Genomic DNA, 19,459 nt, shown 5'->3' with positions numbered 1-19,459 from the left:
GCAGCTAGCGTGCAGGTCATGACCGATCCGATGCAGCTCGACCGCAGTTCCGACCCCGATTACGACCACCACGGCGGCTTCCCGCGTTTCGTTCCGGCGAAGGTGGGGCCGGAATACGGGCAGTTGCTCGAGGCACTGCGCACGGTCCAGGATCTCGCGGTGTCCACGTCGCTGCCCGCAGACGTCACCGAGGCAGCCGCGAGCAAGACTCGGGAATTGATCGAGTTGTTGGAGCCGCACGTGGTCGCCGAAGGCAAGCAGACCGCGGGGCGGGTACCTGCTCTGCCGGGCCGTGGTTCGCTGCTGCTGCCGCCGTGGATCATCGAGAAATTCGCAGCCGACGGCGTCCGTAGCCGTGGCATGTTCCGTCGCTTCCACCTCGGTGGCAACGCCGCCGCGCACGGCGGCACCCTTCCGCTGCTGTTCGACGACCTCTTCGGCCTGATCCAGCACGCCTACGGTCGGCCCATCAGCCGGACCGCATATCTGCACATCAACTACCGCAAGGTGACCCCCCTGAACACCGAGTTGGTCGTCGAGGGTGCCGTGGACAAGGTGGAGGGTCGTAAGACGTTCATCAGCGCGAGGCTGACGGATCTGGACGGCAACCTGCTCGCCGACTGCGAGGCACTGATGGTGCAGTTGCTCCCGGGGCAGCAATGATTCCCCCGATCGACGATCTGCTCGACGGTGCGCACGTGCTCTCGATGCCGATGCGGACGAAGTTCCGTGGGATCACCACCCGTGAGGTGATGTTGATTCGTGGTCCCGGTGGGTGGGGTGAATTCTCTCCGTTCCCCGAGTACGACGACGTCGAGTCCGCCCCGTGGTTGGCGTCGGCGATCGAGGCCGCGTGGGAGGGCCCACCGAATGCGGTGCGTCGACGCATCGCGGTCAACGCGACCGTGCCCGCGGTCGACGCCTCCGATGTGGCGGGCGTGCTGAGCCGCTCACCCGGGGCCGAAACGGCGAAGGTGAAAGTGGCCGAGAAGGGGCAGAGCCTGGCCGACGACGTGGCTCGCGTTCGTGCGGTGCGCGAGCTGGTGCCGCGGGTGCGGATCGACGCCAACGGGGGCTGGACCGTCGACGAGGCAGTCACTGCGTTGGTTGCTCTCACTGCGGACGGGCCACTCGAATACGCGGAGCAGCCGTGCGCCACGGTTGCCGAGCTCGTCGAGCTGCGCCGCCGGGCTCCGGGAGTTCGGGTGGCCGCGGACGAGAGCATCCGTCGGGCCGAGGACCCGATGAAGGTCGTGCGGGCCGGCGGCGCGGACATCGCGGTACTCAAGGTCGCTCCGCTCGGCGGCATGCGCGCACTGCTCGAACTGGCCGGCGAACTGGGGGAGTACGGCGTGCCGGTGGTCGTGTCGAGTGCACTCGATTCGGCTGTGGGCATCGCCTCCGGGCTCGCCGCTGCCGCCGCGCTGCCGCATCTCGAATTCGCCTGCGGACTGGGGACGGGCAGCCTGTTCGTTCGCGACGTCGCACCGGCACCCGAGGTGGTCGACGGAACGTATCCGGTCCAGAGCGTCGAGCCGGATCCGCACGCGTTGATCGAACTCGGTGCCGACGCCGAGCGCACCCAGTGGTGGATCGAGCGAGTGCGGCGCTGCCACGCACTGCTGCGGTAGTGTTGCGCCCGGTCCGCGTGGGGCCGCCGACACATCTGGGAGGAAGTTCGAAGTGGTTGCTGCACTGAAGGATTCGCTGCTCGACGAGTCGAAGGCCGACGCTCTGCGCGTCGACGTATTGGCATTGATCGACGCCGAGGTAGCCGACAAGAAGGGCGCGAGTGGCCTCGCGGTCAAGGGGGGCTACGGCGCAGTGAAGAAGGTCGGTCCGTCCTACATCGACAATGCGGTCTCGGCTCTGTGGCCCGATTTCGTCGACAAGCTCGATCCGTTCTGGCAGTCGTACAACGCTGCCCCGCAGGGCACGTTCGGTGAGTACCTTGCTGCCAACGGAGATGCCGCGTCCGACGCTTTGCTCTCGGTCACCGATGCGCGCATCGAGGAGACGGACAAGTCCGTCGTCAAGAAGTTCTACGGCAGCCTGCGTGGCTCGGCGAAGAAGAACGTCACCGAGGCACTGCCGCGCGTCGGCGATCTGGTCGCCAAGCACGCCTGAGCGGCTTCGCCGCATGTGAGTGGAAACTCGTAGCAGGCTACGAGGTGGGAGTGGAGCCCGCGGAACGACCCGAGGGCTCCACACTCACATGCGCGTAGCGCTCAAACGCTCCCAATCGGCCTCGGTTTGGTCGGCGTAGAGCCGCGCGAAGCGGCACAGTGCGACGTCGAGTTCATCGGAATCGCCCGTGTATCCCGAGATCATCGACGCGCCGCTGGTGCGAGCGTGTCCCTTCGCGAGCAGTCGCCCCACCACCCGCGCATAGTCCACCAGCGCGGGTGCATCGATCGACGAGAGATCGATCGTCCCCTTCATGTTGCGGAACTGCCGCACGTAGTACTGCCGTCCGGCGATCGTGCACCACCCCAGCAGTGGATCGCTGACCGTCTGCAGATCCTGCTGGTACTCCACCACGCGTTGTCCCTGATGGTCGTGCCAGGCCGATTCGCCGTGCACATACGGGGCGAGCACCGACCGTCTGGCCTGCTTGAGCTGCAGGAACACCACGTCGTCCGCGCTGGTGCCTTCGAGCAGTGCCACGTACGCCCGGAGCCCGACACTGCCGACTCCGACGACGCGATGCGCGACGTCGATCAACGTGTATCCCCCCAGTACCCGACGCCAATGCGGGGTGAGGGTGAGCAGGTATTCGTCCAGTCCGACGGCCAGCAATTCCTCGTCCTCGGCCGAGATTCGGGTGGTGATCGGCGGCTCCTCGACGATCCTGCGAGTGCCCTCGTGTTCCTCGGTGAATCGCGGCAGGACGCGGTCACTGGTGCGTCGACGCGCTTTCTTGGTGGCGCGTTTGATCTCCTTGCGCAACGATCCCGCGGTGGCGTCCCGTTGCAGTTTCTCGGCCGTCAACCGTTGGAACGACCGCGACATCAGCGGTTCGTCGGCGAGGCGCGCGACCTCGATTCGATACGCGGACACGCAGGCGGCGACGGCATCGCGGCACCGATCCTCGCTGCGTCCGTTCTGTCGGCCGGCCACCCAGATGCTCGCGGCGAGGCGTCGTAGATCCCATTCCCAGGCACCCGGGTGTGCTTCGTCGAAGTCGTTGAGGTCGATGACGAGGTCGCGTTCGGGGGAGGCGTAGAAGCCGAAGTTTCCGAGGTGGGCGTCGCCGCTGATCACCGGGTTGATGCCGGTGGACGGCAGCATCGCGACGTCGCGGGCCATGACGATCGCGGTCCCGCGCAGGAAGCCGTACGGGGATTCGACCATGCGCTCGAGGCGCGTGGGGATGAGCCATTCGATCCGGCCCTGGTGCGAGTACTCGATCTGCTGCACCGGGTCCGGGCGATCCGGCGGCGGTGTCCAGTCGCCCAGCGATGCGATCGGGACCTTGTCGCGCAGGCGTCGACCCAGCTCGTATCGTTCGGCTCGGGGGAGTGGCCGCGCACGTAACGATGCGTACGGCGCGCTGTCGACTGCTGCCGAGTCGGTGACGACGGTATGACCTTTTCCGGAGCCGGGCATGTGAAGTCACACTAATCGAGGGCTACGGGGCGGCTTTACCGAACTTCCAGTATCCGGTGAAGCAGATCCGAGACTTGGGTACGGAACGCTCGTTCACCAGGTATCTACGCAGACCCGTCGCCAGCCCCTGTTCCCCGGCCACGTACACGTACGGATCGCCGTCCGGAAGCTCGGCTTTCTGCACCGCGGCCAACGCGGCCTCGCCCGGCTTGGCCAGGGGGTTGGGGCGCACGATCCATTCGATCTCGACGCCTGCGTGCACGTCCTGCTTCTGGATGTCGGCCTCGGTGGGCACTTCGACGAAGGCCTTGACCCGAACGTCGGCCGGCAACGACCGCAGAATGCCGAGAATCGCCGGGGCAGCACTCTCGTCGCCGACGAGCAACTGCCAGCTCGATTGTCCCTCGAACGTGTAGATGCGGCCTTCGTCGAAGATCGCGACGCGATCGCCTGGGACCGCCCTGGTAGCCCACGACGACGCCGGACCACTGTGACCACCGGTTCCGCCGGCTCCATCTACTTCGCCGTGCGCCACGAAGTCCACATCCAGCTCCGGGCCGTCGCCGTACGTGCCCTCTCCCGCAGCGCGGTATCGGCTGACCGTGTAGTTGCGGACCGCCGGCTTGGTGTCCTTGGAGAACGTCAGATACTGGGCGTACCAGAGCATCGAGGTGGCGCTGGGGATGCGCGGCTCGTCTTGGCCCGGCTGCGGCAGGAACAGGCGAAACCAGTGGTCGTAGCCCATGTAGCGGAAGTTCGACAACGAATCGCCGCCGAGGGTCACCCGGATGAAGCTGGGGCTGATTCGGTCGCTCCCGAGCACGGTCAGGCGGTAGAACGCGGGGTTCTCCGGTTTGAGGTACTTACCCATGCCGCACAGGTTAGCCGACCCTAAGCTGCGATGGGGTTCCGTCGATCTCTCACTCGGGCCGACCGCGCCGGTAGCGCTGGACCACCTTGGCTCCGACGGGTACTGCGAACAACATCATGAACACGCGGATCACCTGGGCGGCCACGACGAAGGTGACGTTCGCCCCGGTCGACGCGGCGATGGCCAGCACCGCGTACACCCCGCCGGGAGTGGTCGCGAGGTATCCCTCGTAGCCGCTCGTCCCCGTCGCGGACGCCAGCCACAGGCCGAGCATCGCGCAGCAGACGGTGACGGCGATGATCAACATCAGCGATGCGGGCAGGACCCGCGAGATCGACTTCAAGCTGGCGACGGTGAACCGCAGTCCGGCCTGCCAGCCGATGACGATGTACGCCGCCCACAGCAACAGCGTCGGGACGGACGCGTCGAACGAGACGCCGAGCACGTCGGCGAGCGTGGCGATCATCAGCGGGCCGAGCAGGGCGGGGGCGGGCAGCCGGATCATCTTGGCCAGCATCACGCCGATGACGCCGCAGATCACGACGAAGGCGAGGTCGATCCACAGCGCCTCGTGCACGTCGGCGGTGACCGACGATTGTCCGGGTTGGGCGTCGAACACCAGGGTTGCGACCAGCGGCAGCGTTGTGGTCACCAGCACGACGCGCAGGTATTGCACCACCGCGACCACGCGTTCGTCGCCGCCCAACTCCTGGGTGATCGCCACCAGTCCCGAGGCTCCGCCTGCGACCAGCGCCAAGGAGCCGGTCAGTGAATCGATGTCTTTACGAAGCCCCAACAGCGCGCCGGCCGCGATCGACAGCAACAGGGTGCCGATGCATGCCAGCAGTACCGGCAGCCAGGTATCGCCCAGCGAGCTCAGAGTGTCGCTCTGCACCAGCGTGCCGATTTCGACGCCGAGGATTGCCTGCGCCGCCATGCCGAGTCTGCGGGGGAGCGGCGCTCGCTCGGTTCCGGTCGTCGGAGCCCATCCGGCGAGCGCGAACACGATCGCCACCAACAGTGCAACGAACAACGCAGCCGACGGCACGCCGAGCGCATCGGCCCCGACGGTCAGTGCGACCGTGACGAGAACCAGCAGCAGCCAGCGAATCAAGAAGGTCGCTCGATCTCGCGAACCTCGGGCGGCAGTCCCCACTCGGTACGGCCGAGTCGACTGAGCGGAGCGATGGTCTCGAACTCGGGCAGGCCGTCCTCGGCGAGAAATTCCGGTCGAACCGACACCGCGACGACGCTCCCCATGACGACGAAGCAGTTTCCCACCTCGACGACGCGGTGCAGGGTGGCTTCGATGGCGATCGGGGCGGCAGCTACCCGCGGCGGCGTGACGATCGCGCTGGGTTCGCTCTCGATGCCGACGGCCTCGAACTCGCTGACGCCGTGCTCGAAGCTCGCCGAGCTGCCGTTGACCTGATCGACCAACGGTTCCGTGGCCAGATTGACGACGAACTCACCGGTGGCCTCGATGTTGCGCAGACTGTCCTTGCGGGTCACGGACGTGAACTGGACGACCGGCGGTTCCACGGACGAGACGGTGAAGAAGCTGTAGGGCGCGAGGTTCGCCACACCGTCGGCCGAGACCGTGGAAATCCACGCGATGGGCCTGGGCACCACCGACGCGGTCAGTAGCTGGTAGAAGCGGCGGGGGGTGACCTCATCGGGTCGGAAGACTGTGCGCACCACTCAATACTGTCAAAGCCCGGTTGCGGCGGCCGACCGGAGAGTCTGACACTCTGGAATCTGTGAACCCGTCCACCGCTCAGGCCACTGCTGTTGTCGACGAACTGGCACGCAGCGGTATCGAAGACGTCGTGCTCTGTCCCGGCTCGCGCAACGCACCGTTGGCGTTCGCGTTGCAGGAAGCCGATGTGGCCGGACGCCTGCGGTTGCACATGCGTATCGACGAGCGCACCGCCGGATTTCTGGCCATCGGACTGAGCCTGGGCAGCGGCCAACCCGTCCCGGTGGTGATGACGTCGGGAACGGCGGTGGCGAACTTGGGGCCGGCCGTGCTCGAAGCGAACTACGCTCGCATCCCGTTGATCGTCATCTCTGCCAACCGGCCGTACGAGATGCTCGGCACCGGTGCCAACCAGACCATCGAGCAGCTCGGTCTGTTCGGATCACAGGTGCGCGCAACCATCAGTCTCGGACTCGCCGAGGAAGGCCCCAAGCAGAACAGTCAGTGGCGCAGCGCGGTCTCGCGGGTCATCGCAGCAGCCAGGGGTGCGCGCTCGGGCAATGCCGGCCCGGTGCACTTCGATATCCCTCTGCGCGAGCCGTTGGTTCCCGCGCTCGGTGATCCGGGGGCGTGCCCCGAGGGACGCCCCGGCGGGTTGCCGTGGACTTCGACCACCCAGGCGACGCTCGACGTACCGGTCGAACTCGATCTGTCGGTCGACACCGTCGTCGTGTCCGGGCACGGCGGAGCCGTTCGTCCGGAGTTGGCCGGGCTGCCGACCGTTGCCGAGCCGACCGCGCCACTGCACGGAATTGCGTTGCATCCCTTGGCTCTTGCGCAGTTGAAGCCGCGTCAAGCCGTCATCACTGGTCGCCCGACCCTGCACCGGCAGGTGTCGGCACTGCTCGCGGATCCGGCGGTGGACGTCATCGCGCTCACCACCGGCCCGCGCTGGCCCGACGTCTCGGGCAATGTACTGGCCACCGGCACGCGTGCCGTGACCACCGGCGCACCCGATCCCGCGTGGATCGCGCGCTGCGCTGCCCTATCGGAACGCGCCGAAAAGGCTGTGCACCAACAACTTCGAGAGCACCCCAAGCCGACGGGTCTGCATGTGGCCGACGCGGTGATGTCGGCATTGCAGCCCGGAGACCAGCTGGTGCTCGGAGCCTCCAACCCCGTGCGCGACGCGGCCCTGGTCTCGACTCCGATCCCGGGCGTGAAGGTTCTGTCCAATCGTGGCGTGGCCGGCATCGACGGCACCGTCTCGACGGCCATCGGTGCGGCAATGGCCGGAAAGCGCCGCACGGTGGCCCTTCTCGGTGATCTGACGTTCCTGCACGACGCGGCCGGTCTGCTCATCGGCACCGGCGAGCCGCGTCCGGACGATCTGACGATCGTCGTCGCCAACGACGACGGCGGCGGCATCTTCGAGCTTCTCGAACAGGGCGACCCGCAGTACGCGGGTGTGTTCGAGCGGGTGTTCGGAACACCGCACGGAATGGATCTGGGGGCGTTGTGCGGGGCCTACCGCGTGGAGCACCACCTGGTCGACTTGGCCGATCTGGCAACCGAACTCACCGGCCACGCCGACGGAATCCGCGTGCTGGAAGTGACCACGGAACGGTCCGGGCTGCGCGACCTACACGCAGCGATCCGGGCCCGTCTCTAATTCTGTTGCGCAGCAACCCATTCGAGTGTTTCGCCGGTTTCCTGATCGATCATGTCCTTGATCATCTTGTTGATCAGGTCTTCGATCTTGCCGCCGACGAGCGGAATCTTGACCGTCGACTCACCCTTGACGACCAGTTTCGCTCCGGTGCCGTCGGGGCGAAGCGAGAGGGTGCCGTTCACCTTCGCGGGGAGACCCGTGGTGCCGCCGACCAGCGTGCCCTCGGCGTGGTCGCCTTCGAGCGGACCCCAGTGGTCGGTACGCGAGACGATCAGCTTGCCCTTGATGACTTTCGTGACGAACCCGGGCAGTTCGGACGTGCCGACCTCCTCGGTGATGTCCACGGTCAAGCCGCCGTCGTCGTGCTTGGTCATCTCGTACCCGTCCGTCTTCTTCGCCTTGGCGAAGCGAGCGGCCCACTGGTCTTCACTGGTGAGTGCGGCGTGCACGTCAGCGGGCGGATTGGACGATTCGACGGTGAACTCGAAGCTGCGCGACATGAGCACAGAGGCTACCGGAGCGGAGGCGAACCGGCCGCGAAGTAACCTGAATGCTGTGATTGACACCGAGAGGGGCAGCCGAACTCTGCACAGAATCCGGCTGGTCGTGCTCGTGGTCGCGGTCGCCATCTCGGTTCTGTCGGTCCTCTTGGTGGTCGGTGCCTGGCGAAACGACGTCACCATCGACTCCGACAAGGGCGTCGCGACGGCCGAGGTGCTCTCGGCGGGCAAATTGCGTTCGGCGGTCAGTTTCATCACCCCCGACGGCGTGACCCACAACCCCAGACTCGGCGTGCTGTACCCCACCAATCTCGTCGTGGGTCAGCGCATCGAGGTCGAGTACTACAAGGCGGACTCCGACGACAACGACAGCGACCTGCTGGTGCGGGTAGCCGGCCGTGACGCCACCGTGGCCATCGTCCCCGCTGGATCGGTCATCGTCGTCACGTGGCTGATCGCCCTGCCGGCCCTGTTCTGGTTACGTCGCAAGGAGACCCAGCGTATGGGGGCCCAGCGCACGGAGGTACAGAATGCGTAATGCCAGGCAGTGGGTCATCGCTGCTGTCGCCGCGGTGGCCGGGTTCGCGTTGGTGAACTTCGGCAACGTCGCGTCCTCGATCGTGATCATGGTGCTCGTGGTGGTGTTTCTGCTCGTCCTGACGACTCCGGTGCTGTATCCCCGTTCTCTGTCCGACGACGCGTCTCGAGTGTTCGCGACCGAGAAATCGGTGCCGCTGATCTACTGGCGGCCCGGTTGCATCTTCTGCCTTCGGCTGCGGGTTGCGCTGTTGCTCCGCGGAAAGAAGGCCGTGTGGACGAACATCCGCGCAGATGCTGCTGCCGCAGCGCGGGTTCGGTCGGTGAACGACGGGAACGAGACGGTTCCGACGGTGTTGATGCGCACCGAACACCGCACCAACCCGAGTCCGTCGTGGGTCGCCCAGCAATTCGTGTGACGTTGGCCCACACGTAACGTCGTCCATGCCTGGGCGACCGCGTGGCCACCCACACTGAGGACCGTGCGAGTAGCCATCGTTGCGGAATCGTTCTTACCCAACATGAACGGCGTCACCCACTCGGTGATCCGTGTCCTCGAACATCTCGAGAAGACCGGGCACGACGCCATCGTCGTCGCCCCGGACAACCCGTCGGGACCGCGAGCGGCGACCTGGCACAACGGCGTCCCGGTCCACCGAGTGCCGTCCGTGATGGTGCCGAAGGTCAGCTCCCTACCCGTCGGTGTTCCTGGCCTCGGGATGGTCTCGGCGCTAAGGACCTTCGCGCCCGACGTCGTGCATCTGGCGTCCCCGTTCCTGCTCGGAGCGGGCGGCCTGGCCGCCGCCAACCGCCTCGACGTGCCTGCCGTCGCCGTTTACCAGACCGATGTCGCAGGATTCGCCGCGAGCTACGGCCTCGGCTTGACCTCGAAGGCCGCGTGGCGTTGGACCAGGAGACTGCACCGCGGAGCGGCCCGCACTCTGGCACCGTCCACCTCGGCCGTCGACGCTCTCGAGCAGCACGGCATCCCGCGCGTACACCGGTGGGCCAGGGGAGTGGACGCGGTTCGGTTCGCGCCCTCGGCCGCGTCGGCCACCCTTCGCGGCCGATGGGGAGCAGGCGAAAAGTTGATCGTCGGGTTCGTCGGCAGGCTCGCGCCGGAGAAGCACGTCGAGCGGCTCGCCGTGCTGGCCGCAGATCCGTCGGTTCAGCTGGTGATCGTCGGCGGCGGACCCGATACGGCAGCACTGCAGGCGTTGATGCCGAATGCGATCTTCACCGGGCAACTCGGCGGAGACGAACTCGCGCAGGCCTACGCCAGCTTCGACATCTTCGTCCACCCCGGCGAACACGAAACCTTCTGTCAGGCAGTCCAAGAAGCCCTCGCCAGCGGAGTGCCCGTCATCGGGCCCGACGCCGGCGGACCCCGCGATCTGGTCTCGCACTGCCGCAACGGCTACCTACTGCCGGTCGACAAGTTCACCGAGCTGCTGCCCAGTGCAGTCGGCGCTCTCGCCGAACCCACCACCCGCGCCCGCTTCGGCAACGCCGCCCGCCGTTCGGTTCTGCACCGCACCTGGCCGGCCATCTGCGACGAGCTGATCTCCCACTACTACGACGTGCAAGGCATCACAGCGCCACGGGTGACCGAAGCAGCCTGAGTAAGCTGGAGTTCGTGGCCACGACATCGCGCGCAACCCTGGAAAAAGAGCCCCACGAGGTGGCGTCGATGTTCGACGGCGTCGCCCGACGCTACGACATCACCAACACCGTTCTGTCGTTCGGCCAGGACCGCAGCTGGCGCAAGCTGACCCGCCGAGCCCTCGACCTGAAGCCCGGCGAGCGGGTCCTGGATCTCGCCGCCGGCACCGGCGTCTCCACCGTCGAACTCGGACGCAGCGGGGCCTGGTGCGTCGCCACCGACTTCTCCAAGGGCATGCTCCGAGCCGGACTCTCCCGCGGAGTGCCGATGGTCGCCGGTGACGCGATGGCGCTTCCGTACGCCGACGCCAGTTTCGACGCCGCCACCATCTCGTTCGGTCTTCGCAATGTCTCCGACTTCGATGCAGGTCTGCGCGAAATCGCCCGAGTCACCAAACCCGGTGGGCGTCTTGTGGTCTCGGAATTCTCTACCCCGGTCTTCGGTCCGTTCCGCACGGCATACATGGAGTACCTGATGAAGGCGCTCCCCAAAGTCGCTCGCGCAGTGAGCAGCAACCCCGACGCCTACGTCTATCTCGCCGAGTCGATCCGCGCGTGGCCCACGCAGGAACAGTTGGCTCAGCGCATCGCCGACGCCGGCTGGACGGACGTGCAGTGGCGCAACCTCACCGGCGGAATCGTGGCTCTGCACAAGGCAATTCGGCCCTGAGTCCGCGCGCGGCTACGAAAACGGCGGCCGCGAATCGATTTTCAGTGACGTGGTTCCTGCGGTTCGCCACGTACGAGCGACGAGGTCGCTGTCGGCCTCGGTGACCAGGTTGCCCATGCACCGGACGGCAACTTTCATCAGTGCCCGCGAGCGCATGCCCACCGGACCCGCTGCGGGCAGGAACCTCGGCACGGTCAGCAGTCCGGCGAGGCGTCGAGCAATGGAGAAGGCTTGACCGTAGTGCTCACGCAGCAGGGTCGGCCAGGCGTCGGTCAGGTCGGCGTGATCGAGAAGGCCGACGACCATGCGGCCGCCTTCGAGTCCGTAGTCGATGCCCTCACCGTTGAGTGGGTTCACGCACGCTGCGGCGTCACCGATGATCGCCCAGTTCACCCCCGCGACGCCGGAGACCGCCCCGCCCATCGGCAGCAGCGCCGACGCGACCGACCGTAGCTCGCCGGTCAGTTCCCATTCCGACCGCCGCTGCTGGGTGTAGAGGTCCAGCAGGGGACGCAGGGCTCCCGGTGCGGGCCGGGTGGCGGTGGCCAGCGTGCCGACGCCGATGTTGATGTTGCCGTCGTTCAGGGGGAAGACCCATCCGTAGCCGGGCTGCAGCGTGCCTGCGCCGTCGCGCAGTTCGAGGTGTGAGCTGATCCATTCGTCGTCGCTGCGCGCAGACGTGATGTACGCGCGGGCGGCGACGCCGAACGCGGTGTCGCGGTGCCACTGGCGTCCGAGTTGCTTGCCCAGCGTGGACCGGACTCCGTCGGCGACGATCAGAGTGCGGCACGCGACCTCGTGGCTGCCTTCGCCGGTCTGCAGCGTCACCGTTCGGACCGCATTTCCGTCGCGGGTGACGGACACCGCTTTGGCACCCTCGGCCATCACAGCCCCGGCCTCGACGGCGACGCGGCGAATACGGTCGTCCAATTCGGTTCGCGGGACGGCGCTGCCCACCGCCGGGAAAGATCTGCTCGGCCATTCGAGCTCGAGTTCCTGGCCGAACCCACTCAGGCGCAACCCGCGATTGCGCGCGGTACCGCGAACCCATTCACCCAGGCCCAACCGATCGAGTTCGGCGACCGCGCGCGGAGTCAGCCCGTCGCCGCACGTCTTGTCCCGGGGAAAGACGGCCGCGTCGGCGAGTACGACGTCGCGGCCCGAACGCGCTGCCCACGCTGCCGCGGACGATCCTGCGGGGCCCGCGCCCACGACCAACACATCGGTCGAGGAGGGCAGGGCCGGGTTGGATGAGGTCACAGATCCCAGTATCCCGATTGCCGCGGTGCTGCGCCGTCAGGGCCTTCGGTCGACCGTTGTCGAGGCCCTGCTCATCGGGGGTGTTCACCGTCGGAGCGGTGACGTCGTTCACTCATCGGCCCTGCAGGCCGCGTCGGGAAGCGACTCGGGCTCGGTTCGGTGAGGGAATAGTCACCTGTGGTGGGCGGCACCGTCGTGCGAGTGTGCACACTAGGTTCACTACGGTAGTACCCGAGCAGCAGTTTCCGTCATCCATCGCCGCTCGACGCCGACGACAGGACAGGGATCAACATCGTGAGTACAGACGACGCGACCGCAGTAACGGTCGTTGCCGGAGTCGACCTGGGTGACCCGGAGCTCGCTCGATCCGTCGCCGACGGTCTCGCGCGCGTCGAAGAGCTGATGATCAGCGAACTGTCCGACGGCGAAGAGTTTTTGACCGAGGCTGCTCTGCATCTGGCGAAGGCCGGCGGCAAGCGATTCCGACCCCTGTTCACCGTGCTGACCGGCCAGCTGGGGCCGTCGCCGACAGATCCGGCGATCGTCACCGCCGCCACCGTGGTCGAGCTGGTGCACTTGGCGACGCTTTATCACGACGACGTCATGGACGAGGCGTCGATGCGCCGCGGAGCCGAGAGTGCGAACTCACGCTGGGGCAACAGTGTGGCGATCCTCGCCGGCGACTACCTCTTCGCACACGCGTCGCGTCTGGTGTCCACCCTCGGACCCGACGCCGTCCGCATCATCGCCGAGACCTTCGCCGAGCTGGTCACCGGGCAGATGCGCGAAACGATCGGGGCCAAGAGCACCGACGATCCCATCGCGCACTACCTGAAGGTCGTGTGGGAGAAGACCGGGTCGCTGATCGCCTCCTGTGGGCGCTTCGGCGGCACGTTCAGTGGCGGCGATGCCGAGCACGTGGGACGCCTCGAGCGCCTCGGTGACGCTGTCGGCACCGCGTTCCAGATCTCCGACGACATCATCGACATCTCCTCGGCCACCGAGCAGTCGGGTAAGACTCCCGGCACCGACCTGCGGGAAGGCGTGCACACCCTGCCGGTGCTGTTCGCGCTCCGCGAGGAAGGTTCCGACGGCGACCGCCTGCGCGAGATCCTGGCCGGCCCGGTCACCGAGGATGCGCTGGTCACCGAGGCCCTGGAGTTGTTGCAGCGATCACCCGGCATGGTCGCGGCCAAGAAGACCCTCGGCGAGTACGCCGACCGCGCCCACGCCGAGCTCGCACTGCTGCCGCAGGGACCGGCCAACGACGCCCTGGGCCGACTGGTGAACTACACCGTCGAACGCGTGGGGTAGTCGCCCACTCGGTGGTCGGGAACTGCACGTCGGGGTGCCGTCGTTGGATCGGGTAGGAACACCCGGTACGAGGAGGCACCCGTCACGATGAACAGTTACGCCAACGGTGCGAAGACATTCGGCCTGCTGGTCGGGATGTCTGCGCTGATCGTCTTCATCGGTTCGTTGTTCGGTAACTCGATGATTCTGATCGGGTCGATCGTGCTGGCCGTCGGCGTCAACGGCTACGCGTACTTCAACAGCGCGAAGATGGCTCTGAAGTCGATGCACGCGGTGCCGGTGAGTGAGCTCGAGCAGCCGGCGATGTACCGGATCGTGCGGGAATTGGCGACAACGGCGCATCAGCCGATGCCCGCGCTGTACGTGAGCCCGACCAACAATCCCAACGCGTTCGCCACCGGGCGGAACCCGCGCAACGCAGCCGTGTGCTGCACCGAGGGCATTCTTCGGATCCTCGACGAGCGGGAACTGCGAGCGGTGCTCGGACACGAACTCTCGCACGTCTACAACCGCGACATCCTGATTTCGTCGGTGGCCGGTGCCATGGCCTCGGTCATCTCCGGCCTGGCGAACCTGGCCTTCTTTGCGAATGTGTTCGGTGGACGCGGCAACGGGGGACCGAACCCGCTCGCGCTGCTGCTGGTGTCGATGCTGGGACCCATTGCGGCCAGCCTGGTTCGCCTCGCGGTCTCTCGGTCTCGGGAGTATCAGGCCGATCAGTCCGGTGCCGAGCTGACCGGTGATCCGTTGGCTCTGGCGTCGGCACTGCGAAAGCTCGAGCAGGGGGTGCAGCTGGCACCGCTGCCGCCCGAGCCGCGGCTGGCCGCGGAGTCGCATCTGATGATCGCCAATCCGTTCCGTATCGGCGACAAGGCGGGCGCACTGTTCGCCACCCACCCGCCGATGGCCGACCGAATCGAGCGGCTCGAGCGGATGGCCGGCCACCGGCCGTACTGACCGGAGCCTGCGGCATGTGAGTGGAACTTCGTAGCCTGCTACGAGGTTCCACTCACATGCGGCGCTCTACCGGTAGTTGACGAACTGCAGGGCGATGCCGAAGTCCTCGTTCTTGAGCAGCTGCTGGATTGCCTGCAGGTCGTCGCGCTTCTTGCTGCTCACGCGCAGCTCGTCGCCCTGGATCTGGGCCTTGACGCCCTTGGGGCCGTCGTCGCGGATCTTCTTGGAGATCTTCTTGGCGTTCTCGGTGCTGATGCCTTGCACGAGTTTGCCGGTGACCTTGTAGACCTTGCCGGACGCGGCCGGGTCGTTGGTCTCGAAAGCCTTGAGCGATACGTCGCGTCGGATCAGTTTCTCCTTGAAGACGTCCAGAGCTGCCTTGACCTTCTCCTCGGATTCGGACGTGATGACGATGGTCTCGGACTCGCCACTGCCGGACCACTCGATGCTGGTGTCCGATCCTCGGAAGTCGAAGCGGGTCGCCAGCTCCTTCGCGGCCTGTCCGAGAGCGTTGTCCACTTCCTGCCGGTCGACTTTGCTCACTACGTCGAAGGACGAATCAGCCACTTCTCACACTCTCCAGTCGAATCGAAAATTTGTTTCTGCGGTGGTGTCGGTCCACATCCCGCTGGGACTTTATCGGCCCGCTACCGACCGTATCCACCCGGTTTGCGTTCCGGGGGGACGTTCGTTGTATTCTTCTCACCGCGCCGAAGACCAGCACGGACTTCGATCGCAGCACGGCAGATTGCCCGAGCGGCCAATGGGAGCGGACTGTAAATCCGTCGGCTTATGCCTACGTAGGTTCGAATCCTACATCTGCCACACCTGGAACCCCGGCGAGAAATTTTCTCGCTGGGGTTTCCATGTGAAGAGGACATATCAGGGCCGCTGACCTCGCAATTTGGCAGTCGGTGCTCGGAATGTGTAACCTCTTGAAGGCTTCAGCGCACGGCTTGTTCGTGTTCTGAGGTGGAGCCTGCGGAACGAGAGTTCCCGTAGTCACCCGCCCCCTTAGCTCAGTCGGTAGAGCGTTTCCATGGTAAGGAAAAGGTCAACGGTTCGATTCCGTTAGGGGGCTCGCTGGATTGGATGGCTCGACGTCGCGCTCCCGTTCGTGGGATGGTGGACGATGAGCACCTGAGGCGGTGTAGCTCAGTTGGTAGAGCAAACGACTCATAATCGTTGCGTCGCCGGTTCAAGTCCGGTCACCGCTACACAGTAGGCAAGCACGGCAAGTAGCACGCATGAACAGTCCTGATTGACCCAGATCAGATTTACCCGAAAGTAGGCGTCCAGTGGCCTCCTCCACCGATGTGCGGCCCAAGATCACCTTGGCCTGCGAGGTTTGCAAGCACCGCAACTACATCACCAAGAAGAACCGTCGGAACGATCCCGACCGCATCGAGCTGAAGAAGTTCTGCTCCAACTGCGGAACGCACCGGGCTCACCGCGAATCTCGCTAGATTGCACGGCTCGCTGGTTCGCAGTTCCGATCTCTAGTCGGCGCCCGGCGTTAGGTCACTTTTTCTCCCCCTAACGGCTCTTGCGTCCAGGGTAGAAAAGGTTTTCCGTGTCACAAGCTCCACACGATGTCCCGACCATGGATGCATCCGCACACGCGGCGTCCATGGTCGGTTCTCATTTCCGCGTCGACGACTTCTACGAGGTCGGCCGCGAGAAGGTTCGTGAATACGCGCGTGCCGTCCAGGATTTTCATCCCGCGCATCACGACGAGGACGCAGCGAAGGGCCTCGGTTACGACGGTCTCCTCGCGCCCTTGACCTTCGTTTCCCTGCTCGGGATCATGTCGCAGACCCGGATGCTGCAAGAGGTCATCACCGGTTACGACCCGAGCCAGATTCTGCAGACCGACCAACGACTGGAATTCCATCGCCCGATTCAGGTCGGCGATCGAATCTTCTGCGACGTGTACCTCGAGTCCTTCCGGCAGATGAGCGGCAGCGACATCATGACCACGAAGAACATCATCACCGACCAGAACGGTGATCTCGTACAGACCACGTGGACGACCATCGTGGCGCGGACCGGCGGGGAGATCGACGAGAACATCGCCCATGCGGTCAAGGAAGTGATCAGGCATGGCGCTTCGTAGTTTCGACGACGTGTCCGTCGGCGAGGAGCTGCCCGAGCGAGTCGTGTCCTTGACCCGCGGCGACCTGGTGAACTACGCCGGTGTGTCCGGCGATCCCAACCCGATCCACTGGAGTGACGAAGTTGTCGCGCTGGCCGGATTGGACAACGTGATCGCGCACGGAATGCTGACGATGGGCCTCGGTGCCGGCTTCGTCACGTCATGGCTCGGCGATCCGGGTGCGGTCACCGAGTACAACGTGCGCTTCACCAGCTCGGTGTTCGTCCCGGCGGATTCGGCGGCGCAGGTCGAGTTCACCGGCAAGATCAAGACGATGGACGTCGAGGAGCGAACTGCCGTGATTGCCATCGTGGCGAAGTTCGAGGGCAAGAAGATTTTCGGGCGAGCTACCGCAACGGTACGTTTGGCCTGAGCATGTCGATCCGGCAGAAGTAGTTCGTGGCCGGGACGACGGGATTTATCTGTTCCGAAGAGTGTGCAGTACACTGAGATTTCTGGGGTAATCCGGCGCTCTGCGCTGCCCGCGTCCTCTTTCCGAGGTGACGTGGGCTCGAGCGTGTGAGTCGGATCGACACCAGAGCGGCCGAGAAGTTTCGGCCGAAGGGGCGTAGCTCAATTGGTAGAGCAACGGTCTCCAAAACCGTAGGTTGCAGGTTCAAGTCCTGTCGCCCCTGCCCAAGGTGTCAGCAACTGAGAGGAACGACGTGAGCGAGGAGCGCGGTAAGCGCGACGGTCGATCGGGGGAGTTCGAGGACTCTTCGGCCCCAGACGACGTCGTACCTGGCTCCGAGGGCCGTCTCTCCGATGCTGATACGTCTGCCGGTGGATCTTCTGCGGAGGCTGTCGTACCCACCGGTAAGCGATCGTCGAGCAGGGCACGCAGCACCGGTGCTGCCTCGGTGTCGATGACGAAGACTGCGACCGCGTCCACGAAAGCCACGTCCGGCAAGGGACGTTCGGGCAAGGCCAAAGCAGACAAGCGGCCCAACGTTTTTCTGCGGCTGCTGCAGTTCTTCCGCGAAGTTGTTGCCGAACTGCGCAAGGTCATCTGGCCGAACAAGAAGCAGATGGTCACCTACACCACCGTCGTGCTCGTCTTCCTGACGTTCATGGTCGCGTACATCAGCGGTCTCGACGTGTTGTTCATCAAAGGCGTCGGCTGGCTGTTCGGCTGACCGAGACGGCCGACTTTTCGACGATCGAACCGAGCAGGAAACTAGAGAAAGGGTGCTGACGTGAGCACGCCGCACAACGACGCCACCGAAGTGGCCGCATTCGACGCCGATGTCGAGGCGACCAAGCAGGGCCTCGAAGCGGAGCAGGCCGCTCAGGACCGCGAGACCGACGAAGCAATCAAGGCCGACGTGGCCGCTGCCGCCGGGGACGACGTTGCCGCCGAAGGCGACGAGGCCGCTGACGCCGACGTCACGGCAGAGCCCGAGGATCCCGTCGCCGAGATGAAGGCGGCTCTGCGTCGCGCTCCCGGCGACTGGTACGTCATCCACTCGTACGCCGGATACGAGAACAAGGTCAAGGCCAACCTCGAGACCCGTGTGCAGAACCTCGACGTCGGCGACTACATCTTCCAGGTGGAAGTTCCCACCGAAGAGGTCACCGAGATCAAGAACGGCCAGCGCAAGCAGGTCAACCGCAAGGTTCTGCCCGGCTACATCCTGGTCCGCATGGAACTCAACGACGAGTCCTGGGGCGCAGTGCGCAACACCCCCGGCGTCACCGGATTCGTCGGTGCGACGTCGCGTCCGTCACCGTTGACCATCAACGAGGTCGTCAAGTTCCTCATGCCGCAGGAAGGCGCCAAGAAGGACGCGAAAGCGACCGCAGGCGCAAGCGACCAGAGCGGCGACACCACGTCGAAGCCGACCATCGAGGTCGACTTCGAGGTCGGCGAGTCGGTCACCGTCATGGACGGCCCGTTCGCGACTCTCCCCGCCAGCATCAGCGAGGTCAACGCAGAGCAGCAGAAGCTCAAGGTGTTGGTATCGATCTTCGGCCGTGAAACCCCGGTCGAGCTCGGCTTCACCCAGGTCTCCAAGATCTAGAAGCCGCGCGCACAGACTTGCAGTAGCAACCGCAAGAAACCCGAGCGAATACAAGGAAAAAGAAATGCCCCCGAAGAAGAAGAAGCTAGCCGGGATCATCAAGCTTCAGATCCAGGCCGGTGCCGCCAACCCGGCACCGCCCGTCGGCCCCGCATTGGGCCAGCACGGCGTCAACATCATGGAGTTCTGCAAGGCGTACAACGCCGCGACCGAGTCGCAGCGCGGCAACGTCGTGCCGGTCGAGATCTCGGTCTACGAAGACCGCACGTTCGACTTCAAGCTCAAGACTCCTCCCGCTGCCAAGCTGCTGCTCAAGGCTGCAGGCGTGGCAAAGGGCTCCGGCGAGCCGCACAAGACCAAGGTCGCCAAGGTGACCATGGATCAGGTGCGCGAGATCGCCAAGACCAAGCAGGAAGACCTCAACGCCAACGACATCGATCAGGCCGCGAAGATCATCGCCGGCACTGCTCGCTCGATGGGCATCACGGTCGAAGGCTGATTACCAGCTCTCTGCAGTAACCGAAGTACACGT

The 19,459-nt window shown here is 65.4% G+C and carries 23 protein-coding genes and 4 tRNA genes; 20 read left to right on the top strand and 7 right to left on the bottom strand.

Annotated elements, in window-relative coordinates; all coding sequences use genetic code 11:
• Positions 1–18: 18 nt before the first annotated feature.
• Genes K414_RS0124315 through K414_RS0124305 form a run of 3 tightly spaced genes read left to right on the top strand, consistent with a single transcriptional unit; the run spans position 19 to position 2,127 of the window.
• Entirely contained in the window at positions 19–663 is a 645-nt protein-coding gene (locus K414_RS0124315; RefSeq protein WP_027498298.1) for a PaaI family thioesterase, read from the top strand.
• Entirely contained in the window at positions 660–1,631 is a 972-nt protein-coding gene (locus K414_RS0124310; RefSeq protein WP_027498297.1) for an o-succinylbenzoate synthase, read from the top strand. Before K414_RS0124315 ends, K414_RS0124310 begins: the two co-directional genes overlap by 4 nt.
• A gap of 52 nt (positions 1,632–1,683) precedes the next feature.
• Positions 1,684–2,127, top strand: coding sequence for a hypothetical protein (locus tag K414_RS0124305; RefSeq protein ID WP_027498296.1), 444 nt, complete (start codon positions 1,684–1,686; stop codon positions 2,125–2,127).
• A gap of 84 nt (positions 2,128–2,211) precedes the next feature.
• Here the strand turns inward: K414_RS0124305 and K414_RS0124300 are convergent, their stop codons facing one another.
• From K414_RS0124300 to K414_RS0124285, 4 genes are read right to left on the bottom strand one after another with little or no spacing between them, the layout of a single operon-like run.
• Complete coding sequence (locus tag K414_RS0124300) at positions 2,212–3,609, bottom strand: DUF2252 domain-containing protein (protein ID WP_027498295.1); 1,398 nt, start codon at positions 3,607–3,609, stop codon at positions 2,212–2,214.
• 22 nt (positions 3,610–3,631) lie between these two features.
• Positions 3,632–4,480, bottom strand: a complete 849-nt coding sequence (locus K414_RS0124295; protein WP_027498294.1) for a siderophore-interacting protein — start codon at positions 4,478–4,480, stop codon at positions 3,632–3,634.
• 49 nt (positions 4,481–4,529) lie between these two features.
• On the bottom strand, positions 4,530–5,594 hold the full coding sequence (locus K414_RS0124290) for an AbrB family transcriptional regulator (RefSeq protein ID WP_027498293.1): 1,065 nt from the start codon (positions 5,592–5,594) through the stop codon (positions 4,530–4,532).
• Positions 5,591–6,178: a flavin reductase family protein gene (locus tag K414_RS0124285; RefSeq protein WP_027498292.1), complete on the bottom strand. Its 588-nt coding sequence runs from the start codon at positions 6,176–6,178 to the stop codon at positions 5,591–5,593. Before K414_RS0124285 ends, K414_RS0124290 begins: the two co-directional genes overlap by 4 nt.
• A 62-nt stretch (positions 6,179–6,240) precedes the next feature.
• On the opposite strand from K414_RS0124285, the gene menD reads away from it, so the two are divergent.
• Positions 6,241–7,851: a 2-succinyl-5-enolpyruvyl-6-hydroxy-3-cyclohexene-1-carboxylic-acid synthase gene (gene menD, locus K414_RS0124280; RefSeq protein WP_027498291.1), complete on the top strand. Its 1,611-nt coding sequence runs from the start codon at positions 6,241–6,243 to the stop codon at positions 7,849–7,851.
• Here menD and K414_RS0124275 read toward each other — a convergent pair.
• Positions 7,848–8,351 (bottom strand): DUF2505 domain-containing protein, encoded by a 504-nt coding sequence (locus K414_RS0124275; RefSeq protein ID WP_027498290.1) that lies wholly within the window; start codon positions 8,349–8,351, stop codon positions 7,848–7,850. The two genes, menD and K414_RS0124275, sit on opposite strands and share 4 nt — an antisense overlap.
• Positions 8,352–8,406: 55 nt before the next feature.
• On the opposite strand from K414_RS0124275, the gene K414_RS0124270 reads away from it, so the two are divergent.
• The 4 genes from K414_RS0124270 to K414_RS0124255 all read left to right on the top strand — a co-directional run bounded on the left by K414_RS0124270 (position 8,407) and on the right by K414_RS0124255 (position 11,220).
• Positions 8,407–8,889: a hypothetical protein gene (locus K414_RS0124270; RefSeq protein WP_051365416.1), complete on the top strand. Its 483-nt coding sequence runs from the start codon at positions 8,407–8,409 to the stop codon at positions 8,887–8,889.
• Complete coding sequence (locus K414_RS0124265) at positions 8,882–9,307, top strand: glutaredoxin domain-containing protein (protein WP_037219537.1); 426 nt, start codon at positions 8,882–8,884, stop codon at positions 9,305–9,307. Before K414_RS0124270 ends, K414_RS0124265 begins: the two co-directional genes overlap by 8 nt.
• A 63-nt stretch (positions 9,308–9,370) precedes the next feature.
• Positions 9,371–10,510, top strand: a complete 1,140-nt coding sequence (locus tag K414_RS0124260) for a glycosyltransferase family 1 protein (protein WP_027498287.1) — start codon at positions 9,371–9,373, stop codon at positions 10,508–10,510.
• A gap of 14 nt (positions 10,511–10,524) precedes the next feature.
• Entirely contained in the window at positions 10,525–11,220 is a 696-nt protein-coding gene (locus K414_RS0124255; protein WP_027498286.1) for a demethylmenaquinone methyltransferase, read from the top strand.
• A 12-nt stretch (positions 11,221–11,232) separates the two neighbouring features.
• Here K414_RS0124255 and K414_RS0124250 read toward each other — a convergent pair whose 3' ends face one another.
• Positions 11,233–12,480: a geranylgeranyl reductase family protein gene (locus tag K414_RS0124250; RefSeq protein WP_027498285.1), complete on the bottom strand. Its 1,248-nt coding sequence runs from the start codon at positions 12,478–12,480 to the stop codon at positions 11,233–11,235.
• Positions 12,481–12,774: 294 nt separating this feature from the next.
• Between K414_RS0124250 and K414_RS0124245 the strand changes: the two genes are divergently transcribed.
• Both K414_RS0124245 and htpX read left to right on the top strand, forming a co-directional pair.
• Entirely contained in the window at positions 12,775–13,794 is a 1,020-nt protein-coding gene (locus K414_RS0124245) for a polyprenyl synthetase family protein (RefSeq protein ID WP_037219533.1), read from the top strand.
• An 87-nt stretch (positions 13,795–13,881) separates the two neighbouring features.
• Entirely contained in the window at positions 13,882–14,751 is an 870-nt protein-coding gene (htpX, locus tag K414_RS0124240) for a zinc metalloprotease HtpX (RefSeq protein WP_027498283.1), read from the top strand.
• Between the two features lie 66 nt (positions 14,752–14,817).
• Here the strand turns inward: htpX and K414_RS0124235 are convergent, their stop codons facing one another.
• Positions 14,818–15,318, bottom strand: a complete 501-nt coding sequence (locus K414_RS0124235; protein ID WP_027498282.1) for a YajQ family cyclic di-GMP-binding protein — start codon at positions 15,316–15,318, stop codon at positions 14,818–14,820.
• 175 nt (positions 15,319–15,493) lie between these two features.
• Here K414_RS0124235 and K414_RS0124230 point away from each other — a divergent pair.
• The 10 genes from K414_RS0124230 (at position 15,494) to rplK (ending at position 19,426) form a co-directional block, all read left to right on the top strand.
• Positions 15,494–15,576: transfer RNA gene (locus tag K414_RS0124230), tRNA-Tyr, on the top strand.
• Between the two features lie 183 nt (positions 15,577–15,759).
• Positions 15,760–15,832 (top strand) — tRNA-Thr (locus K414_RS0124225).
• Between the two features lie 63 nt (positions 15,833–15,895).
• A tRNA-Met gene (locus K414_RS0124220) sits at positions 15,896–15,968 on the top strand.
• 81 nt (positions 15,969–16,049) lie between these two features.
• A complete protein-coding gene (gene rpmG, locus K414_RS0124215; RefSeq protein ID WP_027498281.1) occupies positions 16,050–16,217 on the top strand; it encodes a 50S ribosomal protein L33 in 168 nt (55 codons plus the stop codon).
• Positions 16,218–16,354: 137 nt separating this feature from the next.
• A complete protein-coding gene (hadA, locus tag K414_RS0124210) occupies positions 16,355–16,867 on the top strand; it encodes a (3R)-hydroxyacyl-ACP dehydratase subunit HadA (RefSeq protein WP_045840660.1) in 513 nt (170 codons plus the stop codon).
• Positions 16,854–17,279 carry a (3R)-hydroxyacyl-ACP dehydratase subunit HadB gene (gene hadB / locus K414_RS0124205; protein ID WP_027498279.1) on the top strand — a complete coding sequence of 142 codons (426 nt, stop codon included), beginning with the start codon at positions 16,854–16,856 and terminating at the stop codon, positions 17,277–17,279. Before hadA ends, hadB begins: the two co-directional genes overlap by 14 nt.
• 189 nt (positions 17,280–17,468) lie before the next feature.
• Positions 17,469–17,541 (top strand) — tRNA-Trp (locus K414_RS0124200).
• 30 nt (positions 17,542–17,571) lie between these two features.
• The gene (gene secE / locus K414_RS0124195; RefSeq protein ID WP_027498278.1) at positions 17,572–18,042 is read left to right on the top strand and encodes a preprotein translocase subunit SecE; all 471 of its coding nucleotides are present in this window, start codon (positions 17,572–17,574) and stop codon (positions 18,040–18,042) included.
• Between the two features lie 60 nt (positions 18,043–18,102).
• Entirely contained in the window at positions 18,103–18,927 is an 825-nt protein-coding gene (gene nusG / locus K414_RS0124190) for a transcription termination/antitermination protein NusG (protein ID WP_027498277.1), read from the top strand.
• 64 nt (positions 18,928–18,991) lie between these two features.
• Positions 18,992–19,426, top strand: coding sequence for a 50S ribosomal protein L11 (gene rplK / locus K414_RS0124185; protein WP_008713829.1), 435 nt, complete (start codon positions 18,992–18,994; stop codon positions 19,424–19,426).
• Positions 19,427–19,459: the final 33 nt, after the last annotated feature.

It is taken from the genome of Rhodococcus sp. JG-3, from assembly GCF_000482405.1.
GTDB lineage: Bacteria > Actinomycetota > Actinomycetes > Mycobacteriales > Mycobacteriaceae > Rhodococcoides > Rhodococcoides fascians.
Note: the sequence above shows the minus strand (reverse complement) of the source record. Positions and strands in the feature narration are given on the sequence as shown.